Below are 26749 nucleotides of genomic sequence, written 5' to 3'. Positions count from 1 at the left end.
CGCATCGAACTGTGCCCACGTGGAGAGATCACCCCACCCCGCTCGCGCTTCGCGCGATCGACCCTCCCCCTCCAGGGGAGGATAAGAGAAAAGCGCCCCGGAACGCTAGGTTTGGCGATGCTTCAACAGTGCGGCCTCCGCTTCGCGCGATCCGTACAGCTCGACATAGATGCGTTCGAGGACTGCGGTTAGATCGCCCGTGATCTCGGAATTCCAAAACCGGACGACACGGTATCCCTCGCTCTCGAGCCAACGTTGGCGTTCGAGGTCTCGTTTGGCCACATCATCCTCGTTGTGATGTCCGCCGTCGATCTCCAGAATGAGCCGTTTAGCCGGGCAGAAGAAGTCAACGACGTAAGGACCGATCGGCGCTTGTCGGCGAAAGTGCGAACCTTCGATCGGAAGGTCCTTGAGAGCTCGCCACAGCTTGCGCTCGTGCGGCGTTGTATTGGCTCTCAGTCTCTGCGCTGCGGCGCGTCGGATCGATGTCGAGACCATTTGCGCGGCTTCCCCCCGGCTCGCGGTGCGCTCCGCGCAACACGAACCGACCTACGAGCGAGCTGCGCTCGTCTCGGACCCCTCCAGGGGAGGGTAAGAGAAGCGCCGCCAAACGCCATTTGCAATGGCAATTTTGCGGCAACTTATCCGCAAGACTAGGACAACGGAAACGAAAATGGTACATGCCGGACCGTGCACACGGGGCGGCATGACTTTCACCTCTTTACAGTTTGGCATCTTCGTCGCGGTGATGTTCGGCGCCTATTATTTGCCGCCCTTGCGCCGCTTCCAGGTCCAGCTGCTGGTGGTTGCGAGCCTGGTGTTCTATGGCTCCGGCCAACCGGCGCTGCTGCCGCTGCTGCTGCTCGCCGTGCTCGGGACCTATGCCTGCCTGGTGCTGGCTTTCGACAACCGCGCCGTCTGGATGCCGGCCGGGATCGTCTTCAATCTCGCGCTGCTGGCGTTCTTCAAATACAAGTTCCTGTTCGTCGATGCGGCCTCGGTTCACCTGCCCGGCGCAGCGCCGCTGGATTTCCTGCTGCGGTTGCCGCTGCCGATCGGCATCTCGTTCTTCGTATTCCACAATATCAGCCTGCTGGTCGACCTCACGCGCGAGAAGCAGCCGCCGCCGCTCCGCGACGTCTTCCTCTACATCATCTTCTTTCCGCAGCTCGTATCCGGACCGATCACGCGCGCGAGCATGTTCATGCCGCAGATCGCACCCAAGCGGCTCGCCGAGGTCGATTTCGTGGAGGCGGCCAAATGGATCCTGACCGGATACTTCTTCAAGCTCTACGTTGCGAACAATCTCAACGAGATGACGTCCTACATGGACTATCCGCTCTACGAGACGGTGCGCACGCAGGACCGCTGGCTGCTCGTCTTCCTGTACAGCTACCAGATCTACGCCGACTTCTTCGGCTATTCCGCGATCGCGCTCGGCCTCGGACTGCTGTTCGGATACCGCCTGCCCGTCAACTTTGACCTGCCCTACATCTCGGTCTCGTTCTCCGAGTTCTGGACGCGGTGGCACATCTCATTGTCCAACTGGCTCAGGACCTATCTTTACATCCCGCTCGGGGGAAACCGGAAGGGACCGGCCAGGACCGGCCTCAATTTGATGATCGTGATGACGCTCGGAGGCCTCTGGCACGGCGCGAGCCTGGGCTACGCGTTGTGGGGCATGCTGCACGGCCTCCTGCTCGTCGTCGAACGGCCTTTTCTGAAGGTGCTGGACGAGGCCGGCCCCGCCGTAAGGATCGCCCGAATGGGCGTCGTCTTCTTCTGCGTGACGATGCTCTGGATCTTCTTCAAGCTGCCGAACTTCGATCATGCGCTCGACTACCTCTCGGGAATGTTCAGGCCGACCGACAATCCAAATCCGACGAAACTGTTCTATAATCTGGCTCTGCTCTACGCCCTGCCCGTCATCATCCAGCATCTCGGTCTCGGCGCGCTGGTTGACGGCAGGTTGCGGCGATGGGAGCCTTATCTCTATGGCACGCTGGCCGCGCTGGCCTATCTCGAGGCCGGGCCTGACGCCGCCTTCATCTATTTCCAGTTCTGAGCATGTTGCAGGTTTCAGCGCTTCCATGGCTGGTCAGATGCGCGGGTGTCGCGGTGGCGCTGCTGCTGGCCTGCGGCCTTGCCACCGCGCGATTCGGCTCCGCGATCCAGCAGCCGGCCGTGACGACCCGCGACGGCACTCTCGTCACCCTCAACCGCTATCTGCGGGAACCCATGCCGGACATCGTGCTGGTCGGCAGCTCGGTCGCCTGGCGCCTCAAGGAGGAGTATTTCTCGCTTCCGCGTGTCCGCAATCTTGCGCTGGCCGGCGGCTCACCGGTGACCGGCCTGGAGATCCTCGCGAGGCAGAAGAGCCTGCCGAAGATCATCCTCATCGAGACCAACGTCTTTTCGCGCGAGGCCGACGCCACATTGATCGAGAGGTTTTCAGGCGGCGCGCGCGCGGAAGCGCCGTTCCTTCGCCCGGTGCGAACGGCCGTTGCCGCCTACGAGACGTGGAATCATGCGGCGCCAAATCCCGCACAGGCGCGCGCCGAGCGGGATCGCCTGCTCAGCCAGCCGCCGAGCACGTTCGACAACAAGGTCTATCTCGGCCGTGCGCTGGAACAGATGAATGAAGGCGAACCCACCGTGTCGGCGCGCGCGAATGCGGCGCGCATCGGGGAGCTCATCGATGACATCCAGCGGCGCGGGTCCCGTGCCTTCCTGATCGAAAGTCCGTTCGCGGCGGAGATCGAGGACTCCCGCTTCGTCAGGACGAACAAGAAGATCGTCCACGCAGCTTTCCCGGATCAGGCTCTATGGCTACCGATCAATCCGCCACAGAAGGAATTGCGCTGGGCCGACGGCGTGCATCTCGACGAACGATCGGCCCTGATCGTCGTGCGCACCATCGAAAGCGCCCTGGCCGATCGCGACGGCGCGCGCCGGGACAAGTGAAAGCTACACCGCCGCGGTCGTGACGCCGCCGTCGATGACGATGGTCTGTCCCGTCATGAAGCTCGAGGCATCCGAGGCGAGGTAGGCCACCGCGCCGGCGATTTCGTCGGGCTCGCCGATGCGGCGGAGCGGCGTGGTGGCGGTGCGGCGCTTGAGGTTGGCTTCATCTTCCCAGAGTGCGCGGGCGAAATCGGTCTTGACGAGGCCGGGCGCGATGCAGTTGACGCGGACGCCTTTCGGGCCCCATTCGCCGGCGAGCGAGCGGCACAGCGCGAAGTCAGCGGCTTTGGAGATGCCGTAGGCGCCGATCACGGTGGAGCCGCGCAGGCCACCAATCGAGGAGATGATAACGACAGAGCCGCCGCCACGCTCCGCCATCTGCGGGATCGCGAGCGCCGAGAGCCAGATGTTGCTCTTGACGTTCGAACCCATGATCTTGTCGAAGGCTTCGTCGGTGATGTCGAGCAGCGGGCCGTAGTAGGGATTGACGGCGGCGTTGCAGACGAGGATGTCGATCTTGCCGTAGTGCTTCGTTGCGCCCGCGATCAGCGCCTCGACCTCGGCCTTTCGCGCGATGTTGCAGGGGATGACGGTAGCGTCGCCGCCGGCCGCATTGATGCCGTCGACAACTTCCTTGCAGGCGTCGGCCTTGCGCGAGGAGACCACGACTTTTGCGCCGAGCTTTGCCAGCAGCTCGGCGGAGGAGCGGCCGATGCCGCGGCTCGAGCCGGTGACGATTGCGACCTTGCCGGTGAGATCGAACGGAGTGTTTTTCATTTTATCGACTCCCTCTTCCTTGACTCGTCGAACTCATCGTCATGGCCGGGCTTGTCCCGGCCATCCACGTTCTTCCCAGTTGCCAAGACGTGGATGCCCGGGACAAGCCCGGGCATGACGATCTTGGTGCGGCTAAAGGCCCGCGATACGACAGCTCAGATCAACCCGCCGCCATCGGCGACGCGGCGCTGGTGGTAGTCGGTATCGCCAAAGCTGTTCTCGATCATGGTGAGGCGCTTGAAGTAGTGGCCGATCTTCGCCTCCATGGTCATGCCGATGCCGCCGTGGAGCTGGATCGCCTGCTGGCCGACGAATTTCAGCGACTTGCCGATCTGCACCTTGGCCGCGGCGATCGCGTTGGAGCGCTCCCTGGCGTCCTCGAAATCGCCCGCCATGGTGGCGAACATCGACATCGAGCGGGCCTGCTCGGCGGCGACGAACATGTCGGAGGCGCGGTGCTGGAGCGACTGGAACGAGCCGATCGCGACGCCGAATTGCTTGCGCGTTTTGATATATTCGACGGTGGTCTTCAGCGATTCATCCATCAGGCCGACCGCTTCGGCGCAGAGCGCGATGCGGGCTTCGTCCACCACGCGCTCGATCAGCGCAAGGCTGTCCTCGGGATTGCCGAGCACTGCATCCGCGCCGACCTCGACGCCGGTGAAGGTGATGTCGGCGGCGTGCAGGCCGTCCTGGGTCGGGTACGACTTCTTGGTGATGCCCTTGGCATTCGCGGGCACCAGGAACACGCCGACGCCGCTCTTGTCGCGGCGGTCGCCCTTGGTGCGGGCGGTGACGATCAGGGTGTCGGCGTTCTCGCCGTTGAGCACGATGAACTTTTCGCCGTCGATGACGTAAGCCTCGCCCTTTTTCTTCGCCGTGGTGGAGACGTCGAAGAGATCGTAGCGCGAGTTCTTCTCGAGCTGGGCAAACGCCAGCGTCTTGCTGCCGTCGACGACGCCGGGCACATGTGCGGCCTTCTGCGCATCGCTGCCGGCATGGCGCAGGAAGCCGCCGCCGATCACCACCGTTGCCAGATAAGGCTCGAGCACCAGCGCCTTGCCGAGCGCTTCCATCACGATCATTGTCTCGACACCGCCGCCGCCAAAGCCGCCATCGGCCTCCGCGAAGGGCAGGCCCAACAGGCCCTGCTCGGCGAGCTTGCCCCAGACGGCTTTGCTCCAGCCGCCCTTCTCCTTCATGTACTTCTTGCGGCTTTCGAAATCGTAGGAGTCGGTCAGCAGGCCGTCGATGCTGTCCTTGAGAAGCCGCTGCTCCTCGGTCAAATCAAAATCCATCTCTGTTTCCTTAAACTAACAAGTCTCTGCGCGGAGAGAGGCCCCTCACCCCAACCCTCTCCCCGCGAAGGGCGGGCAGAGGGAGGAAGAGAGCATCACAGCCCCAGCACCGCCTTGGCGATGATGTTGCGCTGGATCTCGTTGGAGCCGCCGTAGATCGAGACCTTGCGGTTGTTGAAGTAGCTCGGCGCGATCTGGGCGGTCCACTCCATGGCTTCGTTCGAGCCGTCGTCGCCGTGCACGTCGTAGGGCGCAGCGAACGGGCCGATCACTTCCATCAGCAGCTCGGTGGTGGTCTGCTGGATCTCGGAGCCCTTGATCTTCAGCACGGACGACGCCGGATTGGGCTTGCCCTTGCCGTGCTTGCCTTCGTCGGCGACGACGCGGAGCTGGGTGAGCTCGAGCGCCTTGAGCTCGATCTCGCAGGCCGCAAGCTTCTCGCGGAACGCGGCATCCTGGATGATCGGCTTGCCGCCGGACTCGACCTTGGAGGCCAAGTCGCGGATGCGGCGCAGCCGCTCCTTGGAGACGCCGACCCGCGCGATGCCGGTACGCTCATTGCCGAGCAGGAATTTTGCGTAATCCCAGCCCTTGTTCTCCTCGCCGATCAGGTTCTCGTAAGGAACTTCCACGTCGTCGAAGAAGACCTCGTTGACCTCGACGCCGCCGTCGATGGTCTGGATCGGGCGCACGGTGACACCCTTCGACTTCATGCTGAACACGATGAAGGAGATGCCCATCTGCTTCTTCGCGGTCGCGTCGGTGCGGCAGAGGCAGAAGATCATGTCGGCATGTTGCGCCAGCGTGGTCCAGGTCTTCTGGCCGTTGATGATCCACTTGTCGCCCTTGCGCTCGGCTTTTGTCTTCAGCGAGGCGAGGTCGGATCCGGAGCCGGGCTCCGAGAAGCCCTGACACCACCAGTCGTCAACGTTCGCAATGCGCGGCAGATACTGCTTCTTCTGCTCTTCATTGCCGAAGGTGTAGATGACCGGGCCGACCATGCTGACGCCAAAGGCGAGCGGCTGCGGCGCCGGATAGGACTGCAGCTCCTCGTTGAAGATGTAGTGCTGCACGGATGTCCAGCCGGTGCCGCCATATTGCGTCGGCCAGTGGCTGGTGCCCCAGCCCTTCTTGTTGAGGATGCGCCACCACGTCACCATCTCGTCCTTGGAGAGGTGACGGCCCTCGACCAGCTTGCGCCGCGTGTCCGGCGGCACGTTGTCGCGAAAGAATGATCGCACTTCCTCGCGAAACGCCTGCTCTTCCTTCGTGAATGCGAGATCCATCGGATCCTCCTGTGAGCTTCCCTTGTCGTCCCGGCGAAGGCCGGGACCCATAACCACAAGTCTTTGTTGTCTTGCACAGGCCATTATTGTCTGTGCCCTAAACTCCTGCTGCGGAGTATGGGTCCCGGCCCCCCGTGCGCAATTGCGCACTAGGCCAGGACGACGACTACTGCAACACCTCGAACAAACCCGCCGCGCCCATGCCGCCGCCGACGCACATGGTGACGACCGCGTACCTGGCCTTGCGGCGGCGGCCTTCGATCAGGGCGTGGCCGGTGAGGCGCGCGCCCGACATACCATAGGGATGGCCGACCGCAATCGCGCCGCCGTCGACGTTGATCTTCTCGGGGTCGATGCCGAGCTTGTCGCGACAATAAAGCACCTGCACGGCGAAGGCTTCGTTAAGCTCCCAGAGATCGATGTCGTCGACCTTGAGACCGTGGCGCTTCAGCAGCCGCGGCACGGCGAAGACGGGACCGATGCCCATCTCGTCCGGCTCGCAGCCGGCGGAGACGAAGCCGCGGAAGATGCCGAGCGGCTTGAGGCCGCGCTTGGCGGCTTCCTTGTCGCTCATGATCACGGAAGCGCTGGCGCCGTCCGAAAGCTGGCTGGCATTGCCGGCGGTGACGCTGAAACCTTCGCCGCGCACGGGCTTGAGGCCGGCGAGGCCTTCGGCGGTGGTCTCGGGGCGCGGGCCTTCGTCCTGCGACAGCGTGACGTCCTTGAAGGAGACTTCGCCGGTCGCCTTGTCGGTTACGGCCATCCTGGTGGTGATCGGCGCGAGCTCGTCCTTGAACTTGCCGCCCTGTTGGGCTGCCGCCGTGCGGCGCTGGCTCTCCAGCGAATATTCGTCCTGCTTCTCGCGCGAGATGTTGTAGCGCTTGGCCACGACTTCCGCGGTGTCGATCATGGGCATGTAGACCTCGCCCTTGATCTTGAGCAGCGCCGGGTCCTGGGCGTGGAAGCCATTCATCTTGTCGTTCTGCACCAGCGAGATCGATTCGCCGCCGCCGCCGACCGCGATCTCGACGCCGTCAAAGATCACCGAGCGCGCGGCAAGCGCGATCGCCTGAAGGCCGGAGGCGCATTGCCGGTCGATGGTCGTGCCGGCGACGGTGACGGGAAGCCCGGCACGAAGCAGCGCCTTGCGTGCGATGTTGCCGCCGGTCGAACCCTGCTGGAGGGCGGCGCCCATCACGACGTCCTCGATCTCCTTCGGATCGACTTTTGCGCGCGCGACGGCTTCGCCGATGGCGTGGCCGAGCAGCGTTGCGCCCTCGGTGGCGTTGAGCATGCCGCGATAGGCCTTGCCGATCGGCGTGCGGGCGGTGGAAACGATGACGGCGTCGGTCAAGAGCGACCTCCTGATGCAAGTTGGGTGGATTGTGCTGGTTTCTGCTGCTGGCGCAATTCGTGACGCGACAGCTTTCCGACCGGCGTGCGCGGCAAATCGTCGACGAATTCGACCTCGGCCGGCAATTCATGCTTGCCGACCTTGCCGGTGAGCTGCGCACGCAGCTCGTCGAGCGAGAACGGCTTTGTGTCCGGCTTGAGCTTGATGAAGGCCTTTGCGGCCTCGCCGCGATACTGGTCGGGAATGCCGAGCACGATCACCTCGTGCACGCCGGGAATGGTGTAGATCGCCTGCTCGATCATCTGCGGGTAGACGTTGAACCCGCCGGAGATGATCATGTCCTTCTTGCGGTCGACCAGGAAGAAATAGCCGTCCGCATCGACATAGCCGATGTCGCCGGTGAGGAAGCGGCCGTCGGCAAAGGACTCCGCGGATTCCTTCGGCTTGTTCCAATAGCCCTTGGTGACGTTCGGGCCCTTGATGCGGATCTCGCCGACTTCGCCGGGCGGCAGCACCTTCGTCGGATTTTCCAGCGAGACGACGTCGAGCTCGATGCCGGGCAGCATCAGTCCGATCGAGCCCGGCTTGTCAGGACCAACAGGCGGATGGCCGGTGCCGGGCGAGCAGGTCTCGGTCATGCCCCAGCCGCTCTTGAGCTTCTTGCCGACCTTGCGCTCGAAGAAGCTCGCGATCTCCACCGGCAGCGGCGCGCCGCCGGAGCCGATGGCGTTGAGCGAGGAAAAGTCGCGCTTGTCGAGGTCAGGCAGCGCTGCGATCGCGATCCACATCGTCGGCACGCCCGGGAAATAGGTCGCGCGCTTGACCTCGATGTCGCGCATCACCGCTTCGACGTCGAAGCGCTGATGGAGCGAGATCAGATTGCCGCGGCTGAGCGAAGACAAAAGCACGACTGTCAGCGCGTAGATGTGGAACAGCGGCAGCACGCAGATCACGCGCTCGACGACGTCGCCGCGCGCCGCACGCCCCGGCTTGCCCCAGACGTCGTAGATCGACACCGCCGAGAAGAGATTGCCGTGCGTCAGCATGGCGCCCTTGGGCAGGCCGGTGGTGCCGCCGGTATATTGCAGCAGCGCGACGTCGTCGGCCGTCATCTGCGGCCATTGCGCCGGCGCAGTGGCGCCCTCGACGAAGGTCTTGAAAGTGACGATGCGGGGATCGTTCGGGATCGCGGCCTGCGGCGTGCCGACCTTGCCCCAATTGTCGTCCTCGCAGACCACCAGGCGATCAATCAGACCCTTCTCCAGAAACTTCAACGCGGTCGGCAGCAGTGCTGCGAGGTTCGAGGTGACCAGCACCCGCGAGCCGGAATCGGAGACCTTGTGCGTCAGCGCGATCTCGCCGTCGAGCGGCGAGAGATGCGCGACGCGGGCGCCGGCTTTCAGCGCGCCGAAGAAATTAACGGGGTGATCAGGCGAGTTGCCGAGGAACAGCGCGATCGAGCTGTTCTTGCCATAGCCGGCACGCAGGAATGCGGCGGCCGCACGCTCGGCCATCGCGGCGAGCTCGGAATAGGTGATCGGACGATCGCGAAACTCCAGCGCGGTGCGCGGGCCGTAATCGGCGGCGGCTTTCGACAGGAGGTCGGGCAGCGTGCCCTGGACGATGATGTCGTCCCAACGCACTCCTTCGGGATAAAACTGTTCGCCGGGATGGGTCATCAAGGTAGCTACTCTGCGCTGCCTAGGCAGCAATTCCACGTAAGGCGGGCACGGACGGTTGGGCTCCCTTCCCCCCTGCGGGGAAGGGTTGGGGAAGGGGGTAGCCACGAATGCCGGCGCCCGGGGCTACCCCCCTCCCTGACCCTCCCCCGCAAGGGGGGAGGGAACGGAGAGAGTGTACCTTGGAAGAAGAATTCGCAGCCACAGCGCCCTAGCCCATCACGCCGCCTTCGACGCCGCCGCCAGCGAGGCGAACGTCTTGCCCTCGGCCGCGAGCTTCTTCAGCAGCGGCGCGGGCTCGAGGCTCGGATCGCTGGTCTCCTTGGCGTAGAACGCCAGGCGATCGGCGATGTGCTTGAGGCCGACGGTGTCGGCCCAGAACATCGGGCCTCCGCGATAGATCGGCCAGCCGTAGCCGTAGAGCCAGACCACGTCGATGTCGGAGGGACGCGCCGCGATGCCTTCTTCGAGGATCTTCGCACCCTCGTTGATCATCGGATACATCATGCGCTCGAGGATCTCATCGTCGCTGACGACGCGCTTCTTGCGGCCGAGACGGAGCAGCGTCTCGTCGATCAGCTTCTCGACCTCCGGATCGGGCAGCGCCGAGCGGGAGCCGGCTTCGTACTTGTAATAGCCCTTCCCGGTCTTCTGGCCGAAGCGGCCGGCTTCGCAGAGCGCATCCGCGATCTCCGACTTGATGCCGCGGTCCTTGCGCGAGCGCCAGCCGATGTCGAGGCCGGCGAGGTCGCTCATGGCGAACGGGCCCATCGGCATGCCGAACTTGGTCACGACGGCATCGACCTGCTGCGGCAACGCGCCCTCGAACAAGAGCTTCTCCGACTGCTTGCCGCGCTGGGCGAGCATGCGGTTGCCGACAAAACCGTCGCAGACGCCGACCACGGCCGGCACCTTGGCGATCTTGCGTGCGATGGTGACGGCGGTGACCAGCGCATCCGGGGCGGTCTTGTCGGCGCGAACGATCTCGCACAGCTTCATGACGTTGGCAGGCGAGAAGAAGTGCATGCCGAGCACGTCCTGCGGACGCTTGGTCGCCTTCGCGATCTCGTCGATGTTGAGATAGGACGTGTTGGAGGCGAGCACTGCGCCCGGCTTGACGTATTGGTCGAGCTTGCCGAACACCTCTTTCTTCACCGCCATGGTTTCGAACACGGCTTCGATCACCAGGTCAGCATCACCGACATTCTCGATGCCGACGACGCCGTTGATCAGGGCCATGCGCTTGGCGGGCGCGTCCGCCGGGATGCCGCCGCGCGCCGCGGTCGCTTCCCAGTTCTTCTGCATGATGCCCATGCCGCGCTTGAGCTGTTCCTCGCCGGTCTCGATCAGGGTGACGGGGACGCCGGCATTGGCAAAGGACATCGCGATACCGCCGCCCATGGTGCCGGCGCCGAGGATGGCGACGCGGTTGACGGGACGCGACTTGGTGCCTTCCGGCACGCCCGCGATCTTGTTGGCTTCGCGCTCGGCGAAGAAGGCGTAGCGCTGCGCCTTGGACTGGTCGCTGGCGACGAGCTTGAGGAAGCCCTCGCGCTCCTTCTTCAGGCCTTCATCGAACGGCAGATCGATGGCCGCGCCGACGGCGTCGGCGGCGGCGAACGGCGCTTCCAGGCCGCGCGACTTCTTGGTCATGGCAGCGACCGCATTGGTGAAGATCGAGCGGTCGGCCTTGGCGGCCGCGATCTTGGAATCGTCGTCGCGCAGGCGGCGCAGCGGACGCTTCTCGGCCAGCAGCTTGCGGACGAAGGCCTCGCCCCCCGAAGCCGGTCCTTCGACGATCTCCTCGATCAGGCCGTTCTTGAGTGCTTCGGCTGCACCGATCGGATCACCGCCGACGATCATCTTGACCGCGAGTTCAGGTCCAACCGCGCGCGGCAGGCGCTGGGTGCCACCGGCGCCCGGCAGCAGACCGAGCTTCACCTCGGGCAGGCCGAGCTTTGCCTCTTTGACAGCCACGCGGAAATGACAGGCCAACGCAACTTCGAGGCCGCCGCCGAGCGCGGTGCCGTGGATCGCAGCCACGATCGGCTTCGGCGAATTCTCCATCTCGGCCAGCACTTCGCTGAGGCCGGGCGGCTTCGGCGGCTTGCCGAATTCGGTGATATCGGCACCTGCGATGAAGGTACGGCCGGCGCAGGTCAGCACGATGCCCTTGATCGCGGGATCGGCGATTGCGGCCTTGATGCACTCCAGAATACCGCCGCGCACTGCGGCGCTCAGCGCATTGACCGGAGGGCTGTTGACCGTGACGATCCCGACTTCGTCATGACGCTCTAGCTTGACCACTTCGCTCACGGTTTCCCTCCTTGGTGGGGATTGCTTTTATTCGATTTCGCGGTGCGGAATTTAATTCCGCATCTTGACGGCAGGGTTATTTTGAAGCACGTGGCTTGTCAACGACTCCGCGCAAGAAGCAGATCAGGGATGAAGCGTACAGGAAAGAAGACCGCGACCGATCGGAATTTCGTCGTCGCGCTTTCCCGCGGACTTGATGTATTGCGCGCATTCCACCCTAGCGACGGGCTTCTCGGCAATCAGGAGATCGCGGCCCGCACCAATTTGCCCAAACCAACCGTCTCGCGGCTGACCTACACGTTGACGAAGCTTGGTTATCTTACACCGGTTCCCCGCTTCGAGAAGTATCAGCTCGCGCCGGCCGCGATGGCGCTCGGTTACGCGGCATTAGCCAATCTCGGCGTTCGGCATTTGTCCGAGCCGTTTCGCGAGGAAATGATGCGCGCGACGGGAGGCGCCGTCGCAATCGGCGGCCGCGACCGTCACAGCATGATCTATTTCGGGCAGAGCCGCGGCAGCGAGACGGTCGGTGTTCAACTTGACGTCGGCTCCCGCGTGCCGATTGCAACCAGCGCGATGGGCCGCGCCTATTTCTGGGCGCTGAGCGAAGACGATCGCGCCGAACTGGCGCGCGTCCTGCGCGAACATTACGGCAGCCGCTGGCCCAAGATGCGCGACGGGCTGGAACGTTCCGGCGAGACTGTGGCGAAACACGGCTTTGCGATTTCGGTCGGCGACTGGCACGACGACATCGGCGCCGCCGGCGTTGCGCTCAAGCTCAACGACGGAACCGGACCCTATGCCTTCAATTGCGGCGCGCCCGCATTCCGCTTCACGGAAGAGCGTTTGATCAACGACATTGGACCGCGTCTGCTTGCGATGGTAAGGAACATCGAAGCGGCACTTGGGGGTCTGATGCCGCTATCCAAAAAAGACGACAGCAAAAAGCTGAAATCAGGAGGGAAAGTTGCGCGTGTGGCCGAGGGGATCAGATAGCCTTTGTCATCATCGGGAGCGGTTCGCATCGCCCCTTCGCCTACTGAACGGTGTGGGCGAGACGAGATGACGCAGGCACAGCTCGCGCAGGGGACATCGCCTCTGCTCGCGGTTCGCGACGTCAGCGTCGTGTTCGGCGGCATCGTCGCGCTCAACGGCGTGTCGTTTGACATGCACAAGGGCCAGATCCTCGGATTGATCGGGCCCAACGGCGCCGGCAAGACCACGCTCTTCAACTGCCTCTCCCGGCTCTATCAGCCGTCGTCCGGCGACATCCTGATGGACGGCGCGAGCATTTTGACGCGGCCTCCGCACCGGATCGCCGAGATCGGCATCGGCCGCACCTTCCAGAACGTGGCGCTGTTTCCGAACCTATCGGTGATGGACAATGTCCGCGTCGGCACGCACGCCCGCACCTCCAGCGACATCATCAGCGACTCGCTGCGCCTTGCCTGGATTCGCCGCAGCGAGACCAGTGTGAACAAGAAGGTGCACGAGATCCTCGCCTATCTCGACCTCGAGGACGTCGCCCACACCGCCGTGTCCGGCCTGCCCTTCGGCACGCAGAAGCGGGTCGAATTGGCGCGGGCACTCGCGGCAGATCCGAAAATCCTGTTGCTCGACGAGCCCGCCGGCGGCCTCAACCACGAGGAAGTCCACGTGCTCGGCGACCTGATCCGCCGCATCCGCGACGAGCGCCACATGACCGTGCTGCTGGTCGAGCACCATATGGGCCTCGTGATGTCGATCGCCGACCACGTCGTCGCGCTGAACTTCGGCAAGAAGCTCGCCGAAGGCACGCCCGCCCAGGTGCAGGTCGACCCCGACGTCATCAAGGCCTATCTCGGGAGCAAGGACCAATGACGACGCTGCTCAACGTCAAGGACCTGCGCGCCTATTACGGTCAGGTCCAGGCGCTCCATGGCCTCTCCTTCTCGCTCAACGAAGGCTCGCTGACGACGCTGCTCGGCGCCAACGGTGCCGGCAAGACCACGACGCTGCGCGCGATCTGCAACATGGTGCGCTCCACCGGCGGAATCGAATTCGACGGCAAGCCGCTGAACAACCGCTCCACCGAGAGCATCGTGCGGTTCGGCATTGCCCATGTGCCGCAGGGCCGCGGCACCTTCACCACCATGACGGTGGAGGAAAATCTCCAGCTCGGGGCCATCACGCGCAAGGACAATGCCGGGATCGTCTCCGACATCGAGCGCATGTACGCGCATTTCCCGGTCCTGAAGCAGCGGCATACCCAGCAGGCCGGCACGCTGTCGGGCGGCGAGCAGCAGATGCTCGCGGTGGCCCGCGCACTGATGCTGCGGCCGCGGCTGATGCTGCTGGACGAGCCGTCCTTTGGCCTTGCGCCACTCGTCGTGCGCGATCTGTTCGGCATCCTCGGCAAGATCAACCGCGAGGACAAGGTGTCGATCCTGGTGGTCGAGCAGAACGCCCAGCTCGCACTTGAGCTCGCCGACCAGGCCTATGTGATCGAGACCGGCCGCATCGTGATGTCGGGCAATGCCAAGGACATCGCGAACAACGAAGAAATCCGCAAATCCTATCTGGGTTACTGAGGAGCCGGCACGATGGAGCTTTTCACCAACCAAGTCCTGGCTGGGATCGCCACTGGCGCCATCTACGCCTGCATGGCGCTGGCCGTGGTCATGATCTATCAGGCGATCGACCATCTCAACTTCGCGCAGGGCGAGATGGCGATGTTCTCGACCTTCATCTCCTGGCAGCTGATGCAGTGGGGCGTACCCTATTGGGCCGCCTTCGTGATCACGCTGGCATTCTCCTTCGTCGGCGGCATCGCGATCGAGCGGATCCTGTTCAAGCCGCTGGCGAAGGCGCCGGTGCTGACCAACGTCGCCGGCTTCATCGCGCTGTTCGCGATCATCAACTCCTCGGCCGGCCTGATCTGGGACTTCACCATCAAGCAGTACCCGACCCCGTTCGGCTCCTCGCCGTTCCTCGGCAGCCAGCTGATCTCGACCCACCAGGCCGGCATGATCGGCGTCACCGTGCTGCTGCTGATCGGTCTCTACTTCTTCTTCCAGTACACCAAGATCGGCCTCGCCATGCGCGCCGCCGCCTCGGTGCCTGAATCGGCGCGCCTCGTCGGTATCAACACGTCCTGGATGATCGCGCTCGGCTGGGGCATGGCGGCCGCGATCGGTTCGATCGCCGGCATGCTGATCGCTCCGGTCGTGTTCCTGGAGCCCAACATGATGGGCGGCGTGCTGATCTACGGTTTCGCCGCAGCGGTGCTGGGCGGACTGACCAGCCCCTTCGGCGCGGTGGTCGGCGGCTTCCTCGTCGGCATCTTCGAGAACCTCGCCGGCACCTACATCCCCGGCGTCGGCAATGAACTGAAACTCCCGATCGCGCTCGCGCTGATCATCTCCGTCCTGGTCGTCAAACCCGCTGGTCTGTTCGGCCGGCACATCGTCAAGCGAGTTTGATCATGAGCGCAGCAGAAGAAGTCGTCGCCGAAGGCCACGAAGCGGTCGAGGCGGTTCCGAAGCGGGCCATGACGCTGGGCACGGGCACATCGCTGGTGGTGCTGCTGCTTCTCATCGCCGTTCCGCTGTTTGCAAAGAACTTCGTGATCTTCCAGCTGACCCAGTTGCTGTATCTGGGGCTCGCGGTGCTGGCGCTGAACATCCTGACCGGCGGCTCGGGCCAGTTCTCGCTCGGCCAGAGCGCGTTCTACGGCATCGGCGCCTACGTCACCGCGGTGATGATGGAGCAGTTCAACATCAACTACATGCTCTGTCTGCCGGTCGCGGGGGTGGTTTGCTTCGGCGCGGGCTTCCTGTTCGGCCAGCCGGCGCTGCGGCTGTCCGGCGTCTATCTGGCGCTTGCGACCTTCGCGCTCGCCACCGCCATGCCGCAGCTGCTCAAGCTGAACTTCCTCGAGCAGTGGACCGGCGGCGTGCAGGGCCTCGTCGTCACCAAGCCGGACGCGCCGTTCGCCCTGCCGATGTCGCAGGACATGTGGCTCTACTACTTCACGCTCGCCGTCGTGCTCGCAATCTACATCTTCTCGGTGAACCTCTTACGCTCCCGCTCGGGCCGCGCCTTCATGGCGATCCGCGACAACGAGATCGCGGCCTCCGCCATGGGGATCAACGTCGCGCTCTACAAGACGCTCGCCTTCGGCGTCTCCGCCGGCATCACCGGCGTCGCTGGCGGCCTCAGCGCGATCGCGGTGCAATTCGTCGCGCCCGACAGCTTCACCATCACGCTTGCGATCCAGCTCTTCCTCGGCATGGTCGTCGGCGGCGTGGGCTGGCTGCCCGGCTCGATCGTCGGCGCCGCCTTCATCATCTTCGTCCCGAACATCGCCGAGGGCATCTCCAAGGGCCTCTCCGGCGCAGTGTTCGGCGTGCTCCTGTTCCTCGTCATCTACCTCGTGCCGCATGGCGCAAGGCAAGTCGCAATCCTGGGCCAGCAACTCGCCGGAAGGCTCAGAAAGAACTGAAAACTCTCATTAAGGAAGGAGACCAAATTGTTTCTTGGAAGAATACTGCGAACCACCGCACTCGTAACGGCGGTCGCGACCCTCACCTCCGGCGCAGCACTCGCTCAGAAGAAATACGACACCGGCGCGTCCGATACCGAGATCAAGATCGGCAACATCATGCCGTACAGCGGTCCGGCGTCGGCCTATGGCATCATCGGCAAGACCGAAGAAGCCTACTTCAAGATGATCAACGACAAGGGCGGCATCAACGGCCGCAAGATCAATTACGTCACCTATGACGACGGCTATTCGCCGCCGAAGGCCGTCGAGCAGGTGCGCAAGCTGGTCGAAAGCGACGAGGTGCTCGCCGTGTTCAACCCGCTCGGCACGCCCTCGAACACCGCGATCCAGAAATATCTGAACGCCAAGAAGATCCCGCAGCTGTTCGTCGCCACCGGCGCAACCAAGTGGAACGATCCGAAGGGCTTCCCCTGGACCATCGGCTGGCAGCCCTCCTACCAGAGCGAAGCGCAGATCTACGCGAAATGGCTGATGAAGGAGAAGCCGGACGCCAAGGTCGCGATCCTCTACCAGAACGACGATTTCGGCAAAGACTACCTCAAGGGCACCAAGGACGGTTTCGGCGCCAAGGCCTCGTCCATGATCATCATGGAAGAGAGCTACGAGGTCTCCGAGCCGTCGATCGACGGCCACATCGTCAAGATCAAGGCCGCCAATCCCGACGTGCTCCTGATCTATACGACGCCGAAGTTCGGCGCCCAGACCATCAAGAAGACCGCCGAGCTCGGCTGGAAGCCGCTCCAGATCATCACCAACGTGTCGGCTTCGGTCGGCAGCGTGATGAAGCCGGCAGGCTTCGAGGCCGCTCAGGGTGTGCTGTCGGCGGCCTATGCCAAGGACGGCGCCGATCCGCGCTGGACCGGCGATGCCGGGATGAAGAAGTGGTCCGAGTTCCTCGACAAGTACATGCCCGGCGCGGACAAGACCGACGCCAGCATCGTGTACGGTTACGGCGCTGCGCAGACACTCGCCAAGACCCTGGAGATGTGCGGCGACGATCTCACCCGCGCCAATTTGATGAAGCAGGCGGCGAGCCTGAAGGACTTCACGCCGGACACCCTGCTGCCCGGCGTCAAGATCAACACCGGTCCGACCGACTTCGCCCCGATCAGCCAGCTCCAGATGCAACGCTTCAAGGGCGAGAAATGGGAACAGTTCGGCGAGATCCTGAGCGGCGACGTCGCTGCGGAATAATGCGCTGACGCCATGGTCCAACCCGGAAAAACCCCCGCGAGCAATCGCGGGGGCTTTTTGTTGACGTCAGGCGTCAATCTTGTTCAATGCGGCGCCGATCCAAGTGTGGTGGGAGAGCGATGACTGCCGTTCGATTTCAGGTTGCGGCCCTTTTGGCCGCATTCGCGTTGTGCACTGCGATGAGCAACCCAGCGCTGGCGCAAAAGAAATACGACAGCGGCGCCACCGATACCGAGATCAGAATCGGCAACATCATGCCCTATAGCGGCCCGGCCTCCGCTTATGCCGTGATCGGCCAGACCGAGGACGCCTATTTCAACAAGGTCAACGCCGAGGGCGGCATCAACGGCCGCAAGGTCAAGTTCATCTCCTACGACGACGCCTACTCGCCACCGAAGACGGTCGAGCAGGCGCGCAAGCTGGTCGAAAGCGACGGGGTGCTCCTGATCTTCGGCTCGCTCGGCACCTCCACCAATGGCGCCATCCGCAAATACATGAACGAGAAGAAGGTGCCGCAACTGTTCGTGGCGAGCGGCGCCTCGAAGTGGAACGATCCGAAGCAATATCCCTGGACCATGGGCTGGCAGCCGAGCTACACGAGCGAGGCGAAAATCTACGCCAAATACATCATGAAGGAGAGGCCGGACGCGAAGATCGGCGTGCTCTACCAGAACGACGATTTCGGCAAGGACTATCTGAAGGGGCTGAGGGACGGCCTCGGCACCAAAGCGTCGATGATCGTGCTGGAAGAGGGCTACGACACCTCCGAGCCGGCGATCGACGAGCACGTCGTGAAGTTGAAGGCCGCGGGCGCCGACGTCTTCATCAGCATCACCACGCCGAAATTCGCGGCGCAGGCGATCAAGAAGGCGGCCGAGATCAACTGGCATCCGATCCACATCATCTCCAATGTCTCGGCCTCGGTCGGCGGCGTGATCGAGCCGGCGGGCTTCGAGATCTCGCAGGGCATCCTGTCCGCGAGCTACATCAAGGACGGCTCCGACCCGCAATGGAACACCGATGACGGCATGAAGAAGTTTTATAACTTCCTCGCGAAATACGCCCCGAAGGCCAACAAGCTCGATGCCGGCGTGCTGTTCGGCTATGCGGCCGCACAGACCATGGTGAAGGTGCTGCAAATGTGCGGCGACGACCTCACCCGCGACAACATCATGAAACAAGCGGCCAGCCTGAAGGATTTCGAGCCGGATACGCTATTGCCCGGCATCAAGATCAACACCGCGCCGGACAATTTCGCCCCGATCGAGCAGCTCCAGATGATGCGGTTCAAGGGCAAAAAATGGGAACTATTCGGCGACATCATCTCGAGCGAGCTGAGCCATTGAGAGGCTCAACTAAAAATCGTTCCAACTAATTAAGACAGCTCAAGACTGTCTCGCCCTCTCGCAGTCGCACACGACTGTTTGCGGTGGTCTTGACTACTAAAGAAGCAGCCCCTGCGACGCCGTCGCAGGGGCTTTCTGTTGAAGGCACCGGGCAAATCGTATTGAATTGCAGCCGCGTCAGCCAAAAACAATCAAGACAAAAAAAGGAACGCACACACACCAGAATAGGGAGATAGGAATGCCCGCTGTCACCGGCAAGCTTGCGGCCGCGTCACTGGCGCTTGCGCTCATTGCGGCCTCGACCTCCACTGCATCGGCCCAGAAGAAATACGATACCGGCGCGACCGACACCGAGATCAAGATCGGCAACATCATGCCCTACAGCGGACCGGCCTCCGCCTACGGCATCATCGGGCGGACCGAAGCCGCCTATTTCAAGAAGATCAACGACGAAGGCGGCATCAACGGCCGCAAGATCAACTACATCAGCTATGACGACGCCTACTCGCCGCCGAAAACGGTCGAGCAGGCGCGAAAGCTGGTCGAGAGCGACGAGGTGCTGTTCATCTTCAACTCGCTCGGCACGCCGCCGAACTCGGCGATCCACAAATACATGAACTCGAAGAAGGTGCCGCAGCTCTTCGTCGCCACCGGCGCCACCAAGTGGAACGATCCGCAAAACTTCCCCTGGACCATGGGCTGGCAGCCCAACTATCAGAGCGAAACGCAGATCTATGCGAAATGGCTCCTCAAGAACAAGCCGGACGCCAAGATCGCCGTGCTCTTTCAGAACGACGACTACGGCAAGGACTACGTCAAGGGCCTGAAGGACGGCCTCGGCGCCAAGGCGTCCTCGATGATCGTCGCGGAGGAGAGCTACGAGACCTCCGAACCGACCATCGACAACCATATCGTGAAGCTGAAATCGACCGGCGCCGACGTTTTCATGAACATCACGACGCCGAAGTTCGCCGCCCAGGCGATCAAGAAGGTCGCCGAGATCGGCTGGAAGCCGCTGCACTTCCTCAACAACGTTTCGGCCTCCGTCGGCAGCGTGATGAAGCCGGCCGGCTTCGAGAACGGCCAGGATGTCATCTCTGCGGATTATCTGAAGGACGTGTCGGATCCCGCATGGGCCAATGATGCCGGCATGAAAGACTTCCTGGCGTTCATGGGCAAATACTTCCCCGACGGCGACAAGCTCGATAAGGGCACCATCGTCGGCTATGCCGTGGCGCAGACGCTGGTCCAGGTCCTGAAGCAGTGCGGTGATGATCTCACGCGCGAGAATATCATGAAGCAGGCGGCGAACCTGAAGGACTTCCGCACCGAGGCGCTGCTGCCGGGCGTGAAGATCAACACCTCGCCGACCGATTTCGCGCCGATCAGCCAGCTTCAGCTTGAGAAGTTCAAGGGCGAGAAGTTTGAGTTGTTCGGCGACGTGATCAGCGCCGACGTCGGCGGCTAGTTGCCGGAGCATACGACGACAACAAACCCCCTGCGAGATGATCGCAGGGGGTTTTTGCTCGCGTCGATTATGATTACGCGATTGCACAATCGAATGATGGTAAAGCCTGCTTACGCTTTGACGCCCGATGCGGTAGGCAGGTGAATGGCGCGTTCGCCGCCATCACTTCCGTCTGCTCTGCCGAAGGCCATCGTCATGACCGACCGACGTCCCCTGCTCCGCGCGCTCTACGACGCCGCCGTTGCCGCTGCCCATCCCAACACGATCCTGGCGCCGCATCTGCGGCCCGCGCCGAAGGGGCGCGTGATCTGCCTTGCCGCCGGCAAGGGCGCGGGCGCGATGGCCGCGGCTGCGGAACGGCACTATCTCGACACGCTCAAGCTCGCGCCGGAGCGTCTCGTCGGCATTGCCACCACCCGCCATGGCTATGGCGTGCCGACACGCCGCATCCGTGTGGTCGAGGCTGGGCATCCCGTGCCGGATGAGGCTGGCCTCAAGGGCGCGGCCGACACGCTCGCGCTCGCAGCCGAAGCAGGTCCGGACGATCTGCTTCTGGTGCTGCTCACCGGCGGCGGCTCGGCGAACTGGATCGCGCCGGTGGAGGGCATCAGCTTCGCGCAGAAGCAGGCGGTCAACAAGGCGCTGCTCCGCTCGGGTGCGCCAATCGGCGAGATGAACACGGTCAGGAAACATCTGTCGCGGATCAAGGGCGGCCGGCTGGCGCGCGCCGGCAGGAACGCCGCCGAGATCGTGACGCTCGCGATCTCCGACGTGCCGCATGACGATCCTTCCGCGATCGCCTCCGGCCCCACCGTGCCGGACCCGACGACGCTCGCTGATGCGCGCGCGATCGTGGCGAAGTACAAGCTCGATATCGACGACGCGGTGCGCCGCGCGCTCGACGATCCCGCCAACGAAAGCTGCAAGCCGGGCGACGCCGCCTTTGCGCGCGCGCATTTCGAATTGATCGCGCGGCCGAAGCAATCGCTCGACGCCGCGGTGAAGCTCGTCGGGGAGGCCGGCTACGAGACCATCGATCTCGGCGCCGATCTCGAAGGCGAGGCCCGCGAGGTCGCCGCCGATCACGCCAAACGCGCGCTCCGGGCGCGGGCGCAGGGCAAGCGCATCGCGATCCTCTCCGGCGGCGAGCTCACGGTGACCGTGCGCGGCAATGGCCGCGGCGGCCCGAACCAGGAATATGCGCTGGCGCTCGCGGACCTGTTGAAGGACACGGCTGGCATCTCGGCGCTTGCCGGCGACACCGACGGAGCCGACGGCGGCGCCGGCCATCCCACTGACCCCGCCGGCGCGCTGATCGACGCGGCGACGTTCGCCAAGATGAAGGCGCTAGCGCTTCAGCCGCAGGCCTATCTGGACAACAACGATGCGACGACGTTCTTCGAGGCGACCGGCGATCTGCTGATGCCCGGCCCCACGCTGACGAACGTGAACGACATCCGGGTGATTTTGGTGGATTGAGGCTTCACCCTCCCCTGGAGGGGGAGGGTCGGCTCACATTGAGCGCAGCGAGATGTGAGACGGGGTGGGGTGACGGCCTCTCCATGTCCAACACTGCCCGCGTGGAGAGATCACCCCACCCCGCTCGCGCTACGCGCGATCGACCCTCCCCCTCCAGGGGAGGGTAAGGCCGCCCCGTCAAAATTCGTTGGCGATCTTCGAGAGCATCCCGATCAGGGCTTCGCGGTTGGCCTGGCCGAGCAGCTCGTTGAGCCGCGACTCATGCTTGGTGGCGACGAGCTTTTTGGCCCGGGCCAGCACGGCCTTGCCCTTGTCGGTCAGCACCAGAATGTGCGAGCGGCGGTCGTTGGTGGAGCGGATCCGGGCGCAGAGATCGCGGCTCTCGAGATTGTCGAGCAGGGCGACGAAGTTCGGGCGCAGGATGCCGAGCGTTGAGGCGACCTCGGTCTGGTTACGGCCCGGATTCTTCTCGACCAATAGCAGCACGGAGAACTGCGCCGGCGTGAGCTGGAGCGAGGCCATGCAGCGCAAGAAGTTCTCGAACACCTTGAGCTGCGCCCGCTTCAGCACGTAGCCGAGCTGTTCGGACAGCTCGCCGAGCTGGAGGGCCTCGGGCAAGCCCTCGGGCGGGTCCTTGCGGCCCTTGGCCGCGTCCGCGGGCTTTTCGGCAGACTTTTCAACGGTCTTGGAAACGGTCATCGCCTCGTGCTCGCAATCCCGCTAAATTCGGCAGGGGTCGTTCGCTGCCCTTGAGATTATATTTGATAATTGTTATGGACTATATCAAATATCGCCAGCGTATTTCAATGGCTGTGACCGGACCTTCCACCGCAATCGCGGAGACCGGTCCGGATCTTTGAGGGGGAGCGTCCGGTCTTGAACACCACGATCATGCTGTTCCTGTTGCAGGACGGCATTACCAATGGCGCGATCTATGCGCTACTCGGATTGGCGCTGGTGCTGGTGTTTGCCGTCACCCGCGTCATCCTCATCCCGCAAGGCGAGTTTGTCACCTACGGCGCACTGACCTATGCTTCGCTGGCCTCGGGCCAGATGCCGGGCACGGCCAAGCTGGCGCTGACCATGGGCATCGTCGCCTTCGCGTTCGACCTGTTCGTCGCCCGCAAGGCGCTGCATGGCCGGCTGATCGCGCGCAGCTTCCTCGCCAATATCGTGCTGCCGGCCGTGGTGCTGGCGATCACCCTCACCTTTGCCGGCCAGAAGCCGCCGGTGGCAGTCTGCATGGCGCTGTCGCTCGTGATTGTCGCGATGATCGGCCTGTTTCTCTATCGCATCGCATTCCAGCCGCTGGCGCACACCTCCGTGCTGGTGCTGCTGATCGCCTCGGTTGGCGTCCATCTGGCGCTCCAGGGACTGGGCCTGCTGTTCTTCGGCGCCGAAGGCCAGCGCGGGCCTGCCGTGCTGTCCGGCGCGTTCACCGCGGGCTCGCTGCGCTTCACCGGCCAGAGCATCACGGTCTACGGCATCACCATCGCCTTCATCGTCGGGCTGTGGCTGTTCTTCGGCCTGACGCTCTATGGCAAGGCGCTGCGCGCCACGGCCGTCAACCGGCTCGGCGCGCGGCTTGCCGGCATCCGCACCAGCCTGTCGGGGCAGATCGCCTTCCTGCTGGCGTCCGTCATCGGCGCGCTCTCGGGCATTTTGATCGTGCCGATCACCACGCTCTATTACGACTCGGGCTTCCTGATCGGCCTGAAGGGTTTTGTCGCCGCGATCATCGGCGGGCTCGTCAGCTACCCCTTAACCGCCGTCGCTGCGCTCTTTGTCGGCATCGTCGAGGCGTTCTCGTCCTTCTATGCCTCCAACTACAAGGAAGTGATCGTTTTCATGCTCTTGATCCCCGTGCTGCTGCTGCGCTCGCTCGCCGCGCCCGCGGTCGAGGAAGAGAAGGACTGACGCGCGATGCAGAGCCGGCTTCCCATCCTCATCTTCGCGCTCGTGATGGCGGCGATCCCGTTCGTACCCGGCATGCCGCCGTTCTGGATCGTGCTGCTCGACAATATCGGTCTCGCTGCCCTCGTCGCGATGGGCCTCGTGCTGCTCACCGGCGTCGGCGGCCTCACCTCGTTCGGCCAGGCGGCCTTTGTCGGCTTCGGCGCCTACACCACGGCGGTGCTGTCGACGACCTACGGCCTGTCGCCCTGGCTGACCCTGCCGCTGTCGCTCGTGGTCAGCGGATTGCTGGCGGTGCTGCTCGGCCTGGTCACGGTCCGCCTCTCCGGCCACTATCTGCCGCTTGGTACGCTCGCCTGGGGGCTCGGCCTGTTCTACCTCTTCAGCAAGCTGGAATTTCTGGGCCGCAACGACGGCATCTCGGCGATCCCGCCGCTGTCGATCGGCTCGTTCAGGATGATCGACCCGGGCTCGATCTACTTTGCGATCTGGGTTGCCGTGATCCTCTCGGCGCTCGTCACCATGAACCTGCTGGACTCCCGTACCGGCCGCGCCATTCGCGCGCTGCGGCGCGGGCATGTCGCGGCAGAAGCCTTCGGCGTGCAGACGCCGCGGGCAAAGCTGCTGGTCTTCATCCACGCCGCGGTGCTCGCCGGCCTCTCCGGCTGGCTCTATGCCCACCTTCAGCGCGCGGTGAACCCGACGCCGTTCGGCGCGCAGGCCGGCATCGAATATCTCTTCATCGCGGTGGTCGGCGGCGCCGGTTATGTCTGGGGCGGCGTGCTCGGCGCGGCCATCGTCGTGATCCTGAAAGAGGTGCTGCAAAGCTATCTGCCACTGATCCTGCCCGGCTCCGGCCAGGTCGAGACCATCGTGTTCGGCATCATGCTGGTGGCGCTGCTCCAGCTCGCCCCCGGCGGCGTCTGGCCCTTGTTGATGTCGTTCCTGCCCGAACGCTCCGGTGGCAGGAAGCCGGACACCTCGCTGAAGCTCGAGGCGCGCACTCGCTCGGCGGGCCAATCCGGCGTGCTGCTCCAGGTCGAGAAGGCGCGAAAGCAGTTCGGCGGCGTGATTGCGGTCAACAACGTCTCCTTCGACGTCCGGGCCCGCGAGATCGTCGCCCTGATCGGGCCGAACGGCGCGGGAAAGAGCACGACGTTCAACCTGATCACCGGCGTGCTGTCGGCGACCTCCGGCTCGATCTCGGTGCTCGGCAACAAGGTCGACAGGGCGCCGCCGCAGGAGATCGTCAAGCTCGGCATCTCCCGCACTTTCCAGCATGTGAAGCTCGTCCCCGACATGACCGTGCTGGAAAATGTCGCGATCGGCGCGCATCTGCGCGGCCATTCCGGCCCCATCGCCTCGATGCTGCGCCTCGACCGCGCCGATGAAGCCAGGCTGCTCGCCGAAGCCGCCCGCCAGATCGAGCGGGTCGGGCTCGCCGACCAGATGCACCAGCTCGCGGGATCGCTGTCGCTCGGACAGCAGCGCATCGTCGAGATCGCGCGCGCACTGTGCGTCGATCCGATGCTACTGCTGCTCGACGAGCCGGCGGCAGGCCTTCGCCACATGGAGAAGCAACAGCTTGCCAAGCTGCTGCGCGAGTTACGCGACGGCGGCATGAGCGTGCTGCTGGTCGAGCACGACATGGGCTTTGTGATGAACCTTGCCGACCGCATCGTGGTGCTCGATTTCGGCACCAAGATCGCGGAAGGCACGCCCGCCACGATCAAGACCAATCCCGAAGTGATCAAGGCCTATCTCGGAGTGGCGGCATGAGCGCGCTGTTGTCCGTCACCGACGCGCATGTCGCTTACGGCAAGGTCGAGGCGGTACGCTCGGTCTCGCTCGAAGTGGGGCAGAACGAGATCGTCACCATCGTCGGCGCCAACGGCGCCGGCAAGACCACGCTGCTCTCCGCCATCATGGGCATTTTGCCGCTGAAGGGCCGCGTTACGTTTGCGGGCGAGGACCTCGCCCGGCTCGACATCGAGGACCGCGTCGCGATGGGCCTGGGCCTGGTGCCGGAACACCGCGAATTGTTCGTCACCATGAATGTCGAGGACAATCTCGAGCTTGGGGCATTCCGCATCGAGAGGAGCAAGGCGAAGGCTTCGATGGAGCGGGTCTACACGCTGTTTCCGCGGCTGAAGGAGCGGCGCAAGCAGCTTGCCGGCACGCTCTCCGGCGGCGAGCAGCAGATGCTCGCGATGGGCCGCGCGCTGATGGGCGAACCGAAACTCTTGATGCTGGACGAGCCGAGCCTCGGTCTCGCGCCGATCATCGTCGCCGACATTTTTCGCATCGTCACCGAGCTTCGCGCCAGCGGTGTCTCGGTGCTGCTGGTCGAGCAAAACGCGCAGGCCGCCCTGAAGATCGCCGACCAGGCCTACGTGATGGAGCTCGGCGAGTTCGTGCTCAGCGGCAAGGCCAGCGACATTGCGGCGAATGAACGCGTCGCGGCAAGCTATCTCGGCTTCCAGCATGAAGGCGCGAGCGTACTGTAGCTACCTACGCTTTGCCGTCCGCACAAATCCCCAAGCGGCGATCGCGGCCATGAGCAGCGAGATCAGCACATTGTAGCCGGCGAGCGAGAGGCCGAGGAAGCGCCATTGCACCTCGTCACAGCGCACGACCTTGACGGTGTCGAGCCGCGACAGGAGGTCGCCGGCACTGCCGAGATTGACGACGGGGCCGGTGCAATCGGTCGGCCCCTTCCAGAACCCCCACTCGACGCCGGAATGGTAGGTGCCGAGGCCGGCATTGCCGAGCGCCGCCAGCGCGAGGATCGCAAGCCCTGCGAGCAGCAGCGGCCGCGGCGCGCCGCTCCTCGCCGCAAGAACGGTCAGCGCACCGAGCGGGATCGCGAGATAATAGGCATAGCGCTGCTCGAGGCAGAGCGGACAGGGCAGGATCTCCAGAACGAGCTGGAAGAACCAGGCGCCCGCAATCGTCGCCGCGGCGATCAGGGTAATGGCCAGCGAGGCAGTCAGCGCAGGCGCGCTCGCAGCCGGTTTGAACGCAGGTATTGCGGCACTCTGGCTCGTCACGGCAGCCTCTTCGGATGAGTCGTGGCTCTAAGCCTCTAACCCCGGCCCGTGCGGCTGTCGAGAACGGCCGGGATCACT

Annotated in this window: 23 protein-coding genes; 14 read left to right on the top strand and 9 right to left on the bottom strand. The window is 63.9% G+C overall.

Annotated elements, in window-relative coordinates:
* Nucleotides 1–105: 105 nt before the first annotated feature.
* Nucleotides 106–498 carry an endonuclease domain-containing protein gene (locus ABIB73_RS25205; RefSeq protein WP_354228413.1) on the bottom strand — a complete coding sequence of 131 codons (393 nt, stop codon included), beginning with the start codon at nucleotides 496–498 and terminating at the stop codon, nucleotides 106–108.
* Nucleotides 499–706: 208 nt separating this feature from the next.
* Here ABIB73_RS25205 and ABIB73_RS25200 point away from each other — a divergent pair, with 208 nt between their 5' ends.
* Nucleotides 707–2065, top strand: coding sequence for an MBOAT family O-acyltransferase (locus ABIB73_RS25200; protein WP_354228411.1), 1359 nt, complete (start codon nucleotides 707–709; stop codon nucleotides 2063–2065).
* Nucleotides 2066–2067: 2 nt separating this feature from the next.
* On the top strand, nucleotides 2068–2964 hold the full coding sequence (locus ABIB73_RS25195; protein ID WP_354228409.1) for a hypothetical protein: 897 nt from the start codon (nucleotides 2068–2070) through the stop codon (nucleotides 2962–2964).
* 3 nt (nucleotides 2965–2967) lie between these two features.
* Here the strand turns inward: ABIB73_RS25195 and ABIB73_RS25190 are convergent, their stop codons facing one another.
* From ABIB73_RS25190 to ABIB73_RS25165, 6 genes are all read right to left on the bottom strand, one after another.
* Nucleotides 2968–3741 (bottom strand): SDR family NAD(P)-dependent oxidoreductase, encoded by a 774-nt coding sequence (locus ABIB73_RS25190; protein WP_354228408.1) that lies wholly within the window; start codon nucleotides 3739–3741, stop codon nucleotides 2968–2970.
* A 155-nt stretch (nucleotides 3742–3896) separates the two neighbouring features.
* Nucleotides 3897–5039: a pimeloyl-CoA dehydrogenase small subunit gene (pimD, locus tag ABIB73_RS25185; protein WP_354228406.1), complete on the bottom strand. Its 1143-nt coding sequence runs from the start codon at nucleotides 5037–5039 to the stop codon at nucleotides 3897–3899.
* Nucleotides 5040–5134: 95 nt separating this feature from the next.
* Nucleotides 5135–6325, bottom strand: a complete 1191-nt coding sequence (pimC, locus tag ABIB73_RS25180; RefSeq protein ID WP_354228404.1) for a pimeloyl-CoA dehydrogenase large subunit — start codon at nucleotides 6323–6325, stop codon at nucleotides 5135–5137.
* A 166-nt stretch (nucleotides 6326–6491) separates the two neighbouring features.
* Complete coding sequence (locus ABIB73_RS25175; protein WP_354228402.1) at nucleotides 6492–7679, bottom strand: acetyl-CoA C-acyltransferase; 1188 nt, start codon at nucleotides 7677–7679, stop codon at nucleotides 6492–6494.
* Nucleotides 7676–9358: a dicarboxylate--CoA ligase PimA gene (gene pimA, locus ABIB73_RS25170; protein WP_354228400.1), complete on the bottom strand. Its 1683-nt coding sequence runs from the start codon at nucleotides 9356–9358 to the stop codon at nucleotides 7676–7678. The genes ABIB73_RS25175 and pimA overlap by 4 nt, the downstream gene beginning before the upstream one ends.
* A gap of 219 nt (nucleotides 9359–9577) precedes the next feature.
* Entirely contained in the window at nucleotides 9578–11674 is a 2097-nt protein-coding gene (locus tag ABIB73_RS25165) for a 3-hydroxyacyl-CoA dehydrogenase NAD-binding domain-containing protein (RefSeq protein WP_354228398.1), read from the bottom strand.
* Between the two features lie 129 nt (nucleotides 11675–11803).
* Between ABIB73_RS25165 and ABIB73_RS25160 the strand changes: the two genes are divergently transcribed.
* The 9 genes from ABIB73_RS25160 to ABIB73_RS25120 all read left to right on the top strand — a co-directional run bounded on the left by ABIB73_RS25160 (nucleotide 11804) and on the right by ABIB73_RS25120 (nucleotide 21707).
* Complete coding sequence (locus ABIB73_RS25160; protein ID WP_354228625.1) at nucleotides 11804–12670, top strand: IclR family transcriptional regulator; 867 nt, start codon at nucleotides 11804–11806, stop codon at nucleotides 12668–12670.
* Between the two features lie 66 nt (nucleotides 12671–12736).
* Complete coding sequence (locus ABIB73_RS25155) at nucleotides 12737–13534, top strand: ABC transporter ATP-binding protein (RefSeq protein WP_354228396.1); 798 nt, start codon at nucleotides 12737–12739, stop codon at nucleotides 13532–13534.
* Entirely contained in the window at nucleotides 13531–14244 is a 714-nt protein-coding gene (locus ABIB73_RS25150) for an ABC transporter ATP-binding protein (protein ID WP_045009758.1), read from the top strand. The genes ABIB73_RS25155 and ABIB73_RS25150 overlap by 4 nt, the downstream gene beginning before the upstream one ends.
* Before the next feature lie 12 nt (nucleotides 14245–14256).
* Complete coding sequence (locus ABIB73_RS25145) at nucleotides 14257–15135, top strand: branched-chain amino acid ABC transporter permease (RefSeq protein ID WP_354228394.1); 879 nt, start codon at nucleotides 14257–14259, stop codon at nucleotides 15133–15135.
* Between the two features lie 2 nt (nucleotides 15136–15137).
* Nucleotides 15138–16157, top strand: coding sequence for a branched-chain amino acid ABC transporter permease (locus ABIB73_RS25140; RefSeq protein WP_354228392.1), 1020 nt, complete (start codon nucleotides 15138–15140; stop codon nucleotides 16155–16157).
* A 27-nt stretch (nucleotides 16158–16184) separates the two neighbouring features.
* Nucleotides 16185–17414 (top strand): ABC transporter substrate-binding protein, encoded by a 1230-nt coding sequence (locus ABIB73_RS25135; RefSeq protein WP_354228390.1) that lies wholly within the window; start codon nucleotides 16185–16187, stop codon nucleotides 17412–17414.
* 119 nt (nucleotides 17415–17533) lie between these two features.
* Nucleotides 17534–18760, top strand: a complete 1227-nt coding sequence (locus ABIB73_RS25130) for an ABC transporter substrate-binding protein (protein WP_354228389.1) — start codon at nucleotides 17534–17536, stop codon at nucleotides 18758–18760.
* A gap of 238 nt (nucleotides 18761–18998) precedes the next feature.
* The gene (locus ABIB73_RS25125; RefSeq protein ID WP_354228387.1) at nucleotides 18999–20228 is read left to right on the top strand and encodes an ABC transporter substrate-binding protein; all 1230 of its coding nucleotides are present in this window, start codon (nucleotides 18999–19001) and stop codon (nucleotides 20226–20228) included.
* A gap of 195 nt (nucleotides 20229–20423) precedes the next feature.
* Nucleotides 20424–21707 (top strand): glycerate kinase type-2 family protein, encoded by a 1284-nt coding sequence (locus tag ABIB73_RS25120; protein WP_354228385.1) that lies wholly within the window; start codon nucleotides 20424–20426, stop codon nucleotides 21705–21707.
* Nucleotides 21708–21884: 177 nt separating this feature from the next.
* Here ABIB73_RS25120 and ABIB73_RS25115 read toward each other — a convergent pair whose 3' ends face one another.
* Nucleotides 21885–22406: a MarR family winged helix-turn-helix transcriptional regulator gene (locus ABIB73_RS25115; RefSeq protein WP_354228383.1), complete on the bottom strand. Its 522-nt coding sequence runs from the start codon at nucleotides 22404–22406 to the stop codon at nucleotides 21885–21887.
* 177 nt (nucleotides 22407–22583) lie between these two features.
* Here ABIB73_RS25115 and ABIB73_RS25110 point away from each other — a divergent pair, with 177 nt between their 5' ends.
* From ABIB73_RS25110 to ABIB73_RS25100, 3 genes are read left to right on the top strand one after another with little or no spacing between them, the layout of a single operon-like run.
* Entirely contained in the window at nucleotides 22584–23624 is a 1041-nt protein-coding gene (locus tag ABIB73_RS25110; RefSeq protein WP_354228381.1) for a branched-chain amino acid ABC transporter permease, read from the top strand.
* 6 nt (nucleotides 23625–23630) lie between these two features.
* Nucleotides 23631–25400 (top strand): branched-chain amino acid ABC transporter ATP-binding protein/permease, encoded by a 1770-nt coding sequence (locus tag ABIB73_RS25105; protein WP_354228379.1) that lies wholly within the window; start codon nucleotides 23631–23633, stop codon nucleotides 25398–25400.
* Nucleotides 25397–26128, top strand: a complete 732-nt coding sequence (locus ABIB73_RS25100) for an ABC transporter ATP-binding protein (protein WP_354228377.1) — start codon at nucleotides 25397–25399, stop codon at nucleotides 26126–26128. The genes ABIB73_RS25105 and ABIB73_RS25100 overlap by 4 nt, the downstream gene beginning before the upstream one ends.
* On the opposite strand, the gene ABIB73_RS25095 is transcribed toward ABIB73_RS25100, so the two are convergent.
* Complete coding sequence (locus ABIB73_RS25095) at nucleotides 26129–26671, bottom strand: disulfide bond formation protein B (protein WP_354228376.1); 543 nt, start codon at nucleotides 26669–26671, stop codon at nucleotides 26129–26131.
* Nucleotides 26672–26749: the final 78 nt, after the last annotated feature.

It is taken from the genome of Bradyrhizobium sp. F1.4.3, assembly GCF_040548375.1.
Taxonomy (GTDB): domain Bacteria; phylum Pseudomonadota; class Alphaproteobacteria; order Rhizobiales; family Xanthobacteraceae; genus Bradyrhizobium.
The sequence above is the reverse complement of the archived record's forward strand: the minus strand, read 5'-3'. Positions and strand labels throughout refer to the sequence as shown.

What these genes read in the sequence shown, in the direction of transcription:
- ABIB73_RS25205 (WP_354228413.1), bottom strand. Translation starts at nt 498, where the DNA reads ATGGTCTCGACATCGATCCGACGCGCCGCAGCGCAGAGACTGAGAGCC.
- ABIB73_RS25200 (WP_354228411.1), top strand. Translation starts at nt 707, where the DNA reads ATGACTTTCACCTCTTTACAGTTTGGCATCTTCGTCGCGGTGATGTTC.
- ABIB73_RS25195 (WP_354228409.1), top strand. Translation starts at nt 2,068, where the DNA reads ATGTTGCAGGTTTCAGCGCTTCCATGGCTGGTCAGATGCGCGGGTGTC.
- ABIB73_RS25190 (WP_354228408.1), bottom strand. Translation starts at nt 3,741, where the DNA reads ATGAAAAACACTCCGTTCGATCTCACCGGCAAGGTCGCAATCGTCACC.
- pimD (WP_354228406.1), bottom strand. Translation starts at nt 5,039, where the DNA reads ATGGATTTTGATTTGACCGAGGAGCAGCGGCTTCTCAAGGACAGCATC.
- pimC (WP_354228404.1), bottom strand. Translation starts at nt 6,325, where the DNA reads ATGGATCTCGCATTCACGAAGGAAGAGCAGGCGTTTCGCGAGGAAGTG.
- pimA (WP_354228400.1), bottom strand. Translation starts at nt 9,358, where the DNA reads ATGACCCATCCCGGCGAACAGTTTTATCCCGAAGGAGTGCGTTGGGAC.
- ABIB73_RS25160 (WP_354228625.1), top strand. Translation starts at nt 11,804, where the DNA reads ATGAAGCGTACAGGAAAGAAGACCGCGACCGATCGGAATTTCGTCGTC.
- ABIB73_RS25155 (WP_354228396.1), top strand. Translation starts at nt 12,737, where the DNA reads ATGACGCAGGCACAGCTCGCGCAGGGGACATCGCCTCTGCTCGCGGTT.
- ABIB73_RS25150 (WP_045009758.1), top strand. Translation starts at nt 13,531, where the DNA reads ATGACGACGCTGCTCAACGTCAAGGACCTGCGCGCCTATTACGGTCAG.
- ABIB73_RS25145 (WP_354228394.1), top strand. Translation starts at nt 14,257, where the DNA reads ATGGAGCTTTTCACCAACCAAGTCCTGGCTGGGATCGCCACTGGCGCC.
- ABIB73_RS25140 (WP_354228392.1), top strand. Translation starts at nt 15,138, where the DNA reads ATGAGCGCAGCAGAAGAAGTCGTCGCCGAAGGCCACGAAGCGGTCGAG.
- ABIB73_RS25130 (WP_354228389.1), top strand. Translation starts at nt 17,534, where the DNA reads ATGACTGCCGTTCGATTTCAGGTTGCGGCCCTTTTGGCCGCATTCGCG.
- ABIB73_RS25125 (WP_354228387.1), top strand. Translation starts at nt 18,999, where the DNA reads ATGCCCGCTGTCACCGGCAAGCTTGCGGCCGCGTCACTGGCGCTTGCG.
- ABIB73_RS25120 (WP_354228385.1), top strand. Translation starts at nt 20,424, where the DNA reads ATGACCGACCGACGTCCCCTGCTCCGCGCGCTCTACGACGCCGCCGTT.
- ABIB73_RS25115 (WP_354228383.1), bottom strand. Translation starts at nt 22,406, where the DNA reads ATGACCGTTTCCAAGACCGTTGAAAAGTCTGCCGAAAAGCCCGCGGAC.
- ABIB73_RS25105 (WP_354228379.1), top strand. Translation starts at nt 23,631, where the DNA reads ATGCAGAGCCGGCTTCCCATCCTCATCTTCGCGCTCGTGATGGCGGCG.
- ABIB73_RS25100 (WP_354228377.1), top strand. Translation starts at nt 25,397, where the DNA reads ATGAGCGCGCTGTTGTCCGTCACCGACGCGCATGTCGCTTACGGCAAG.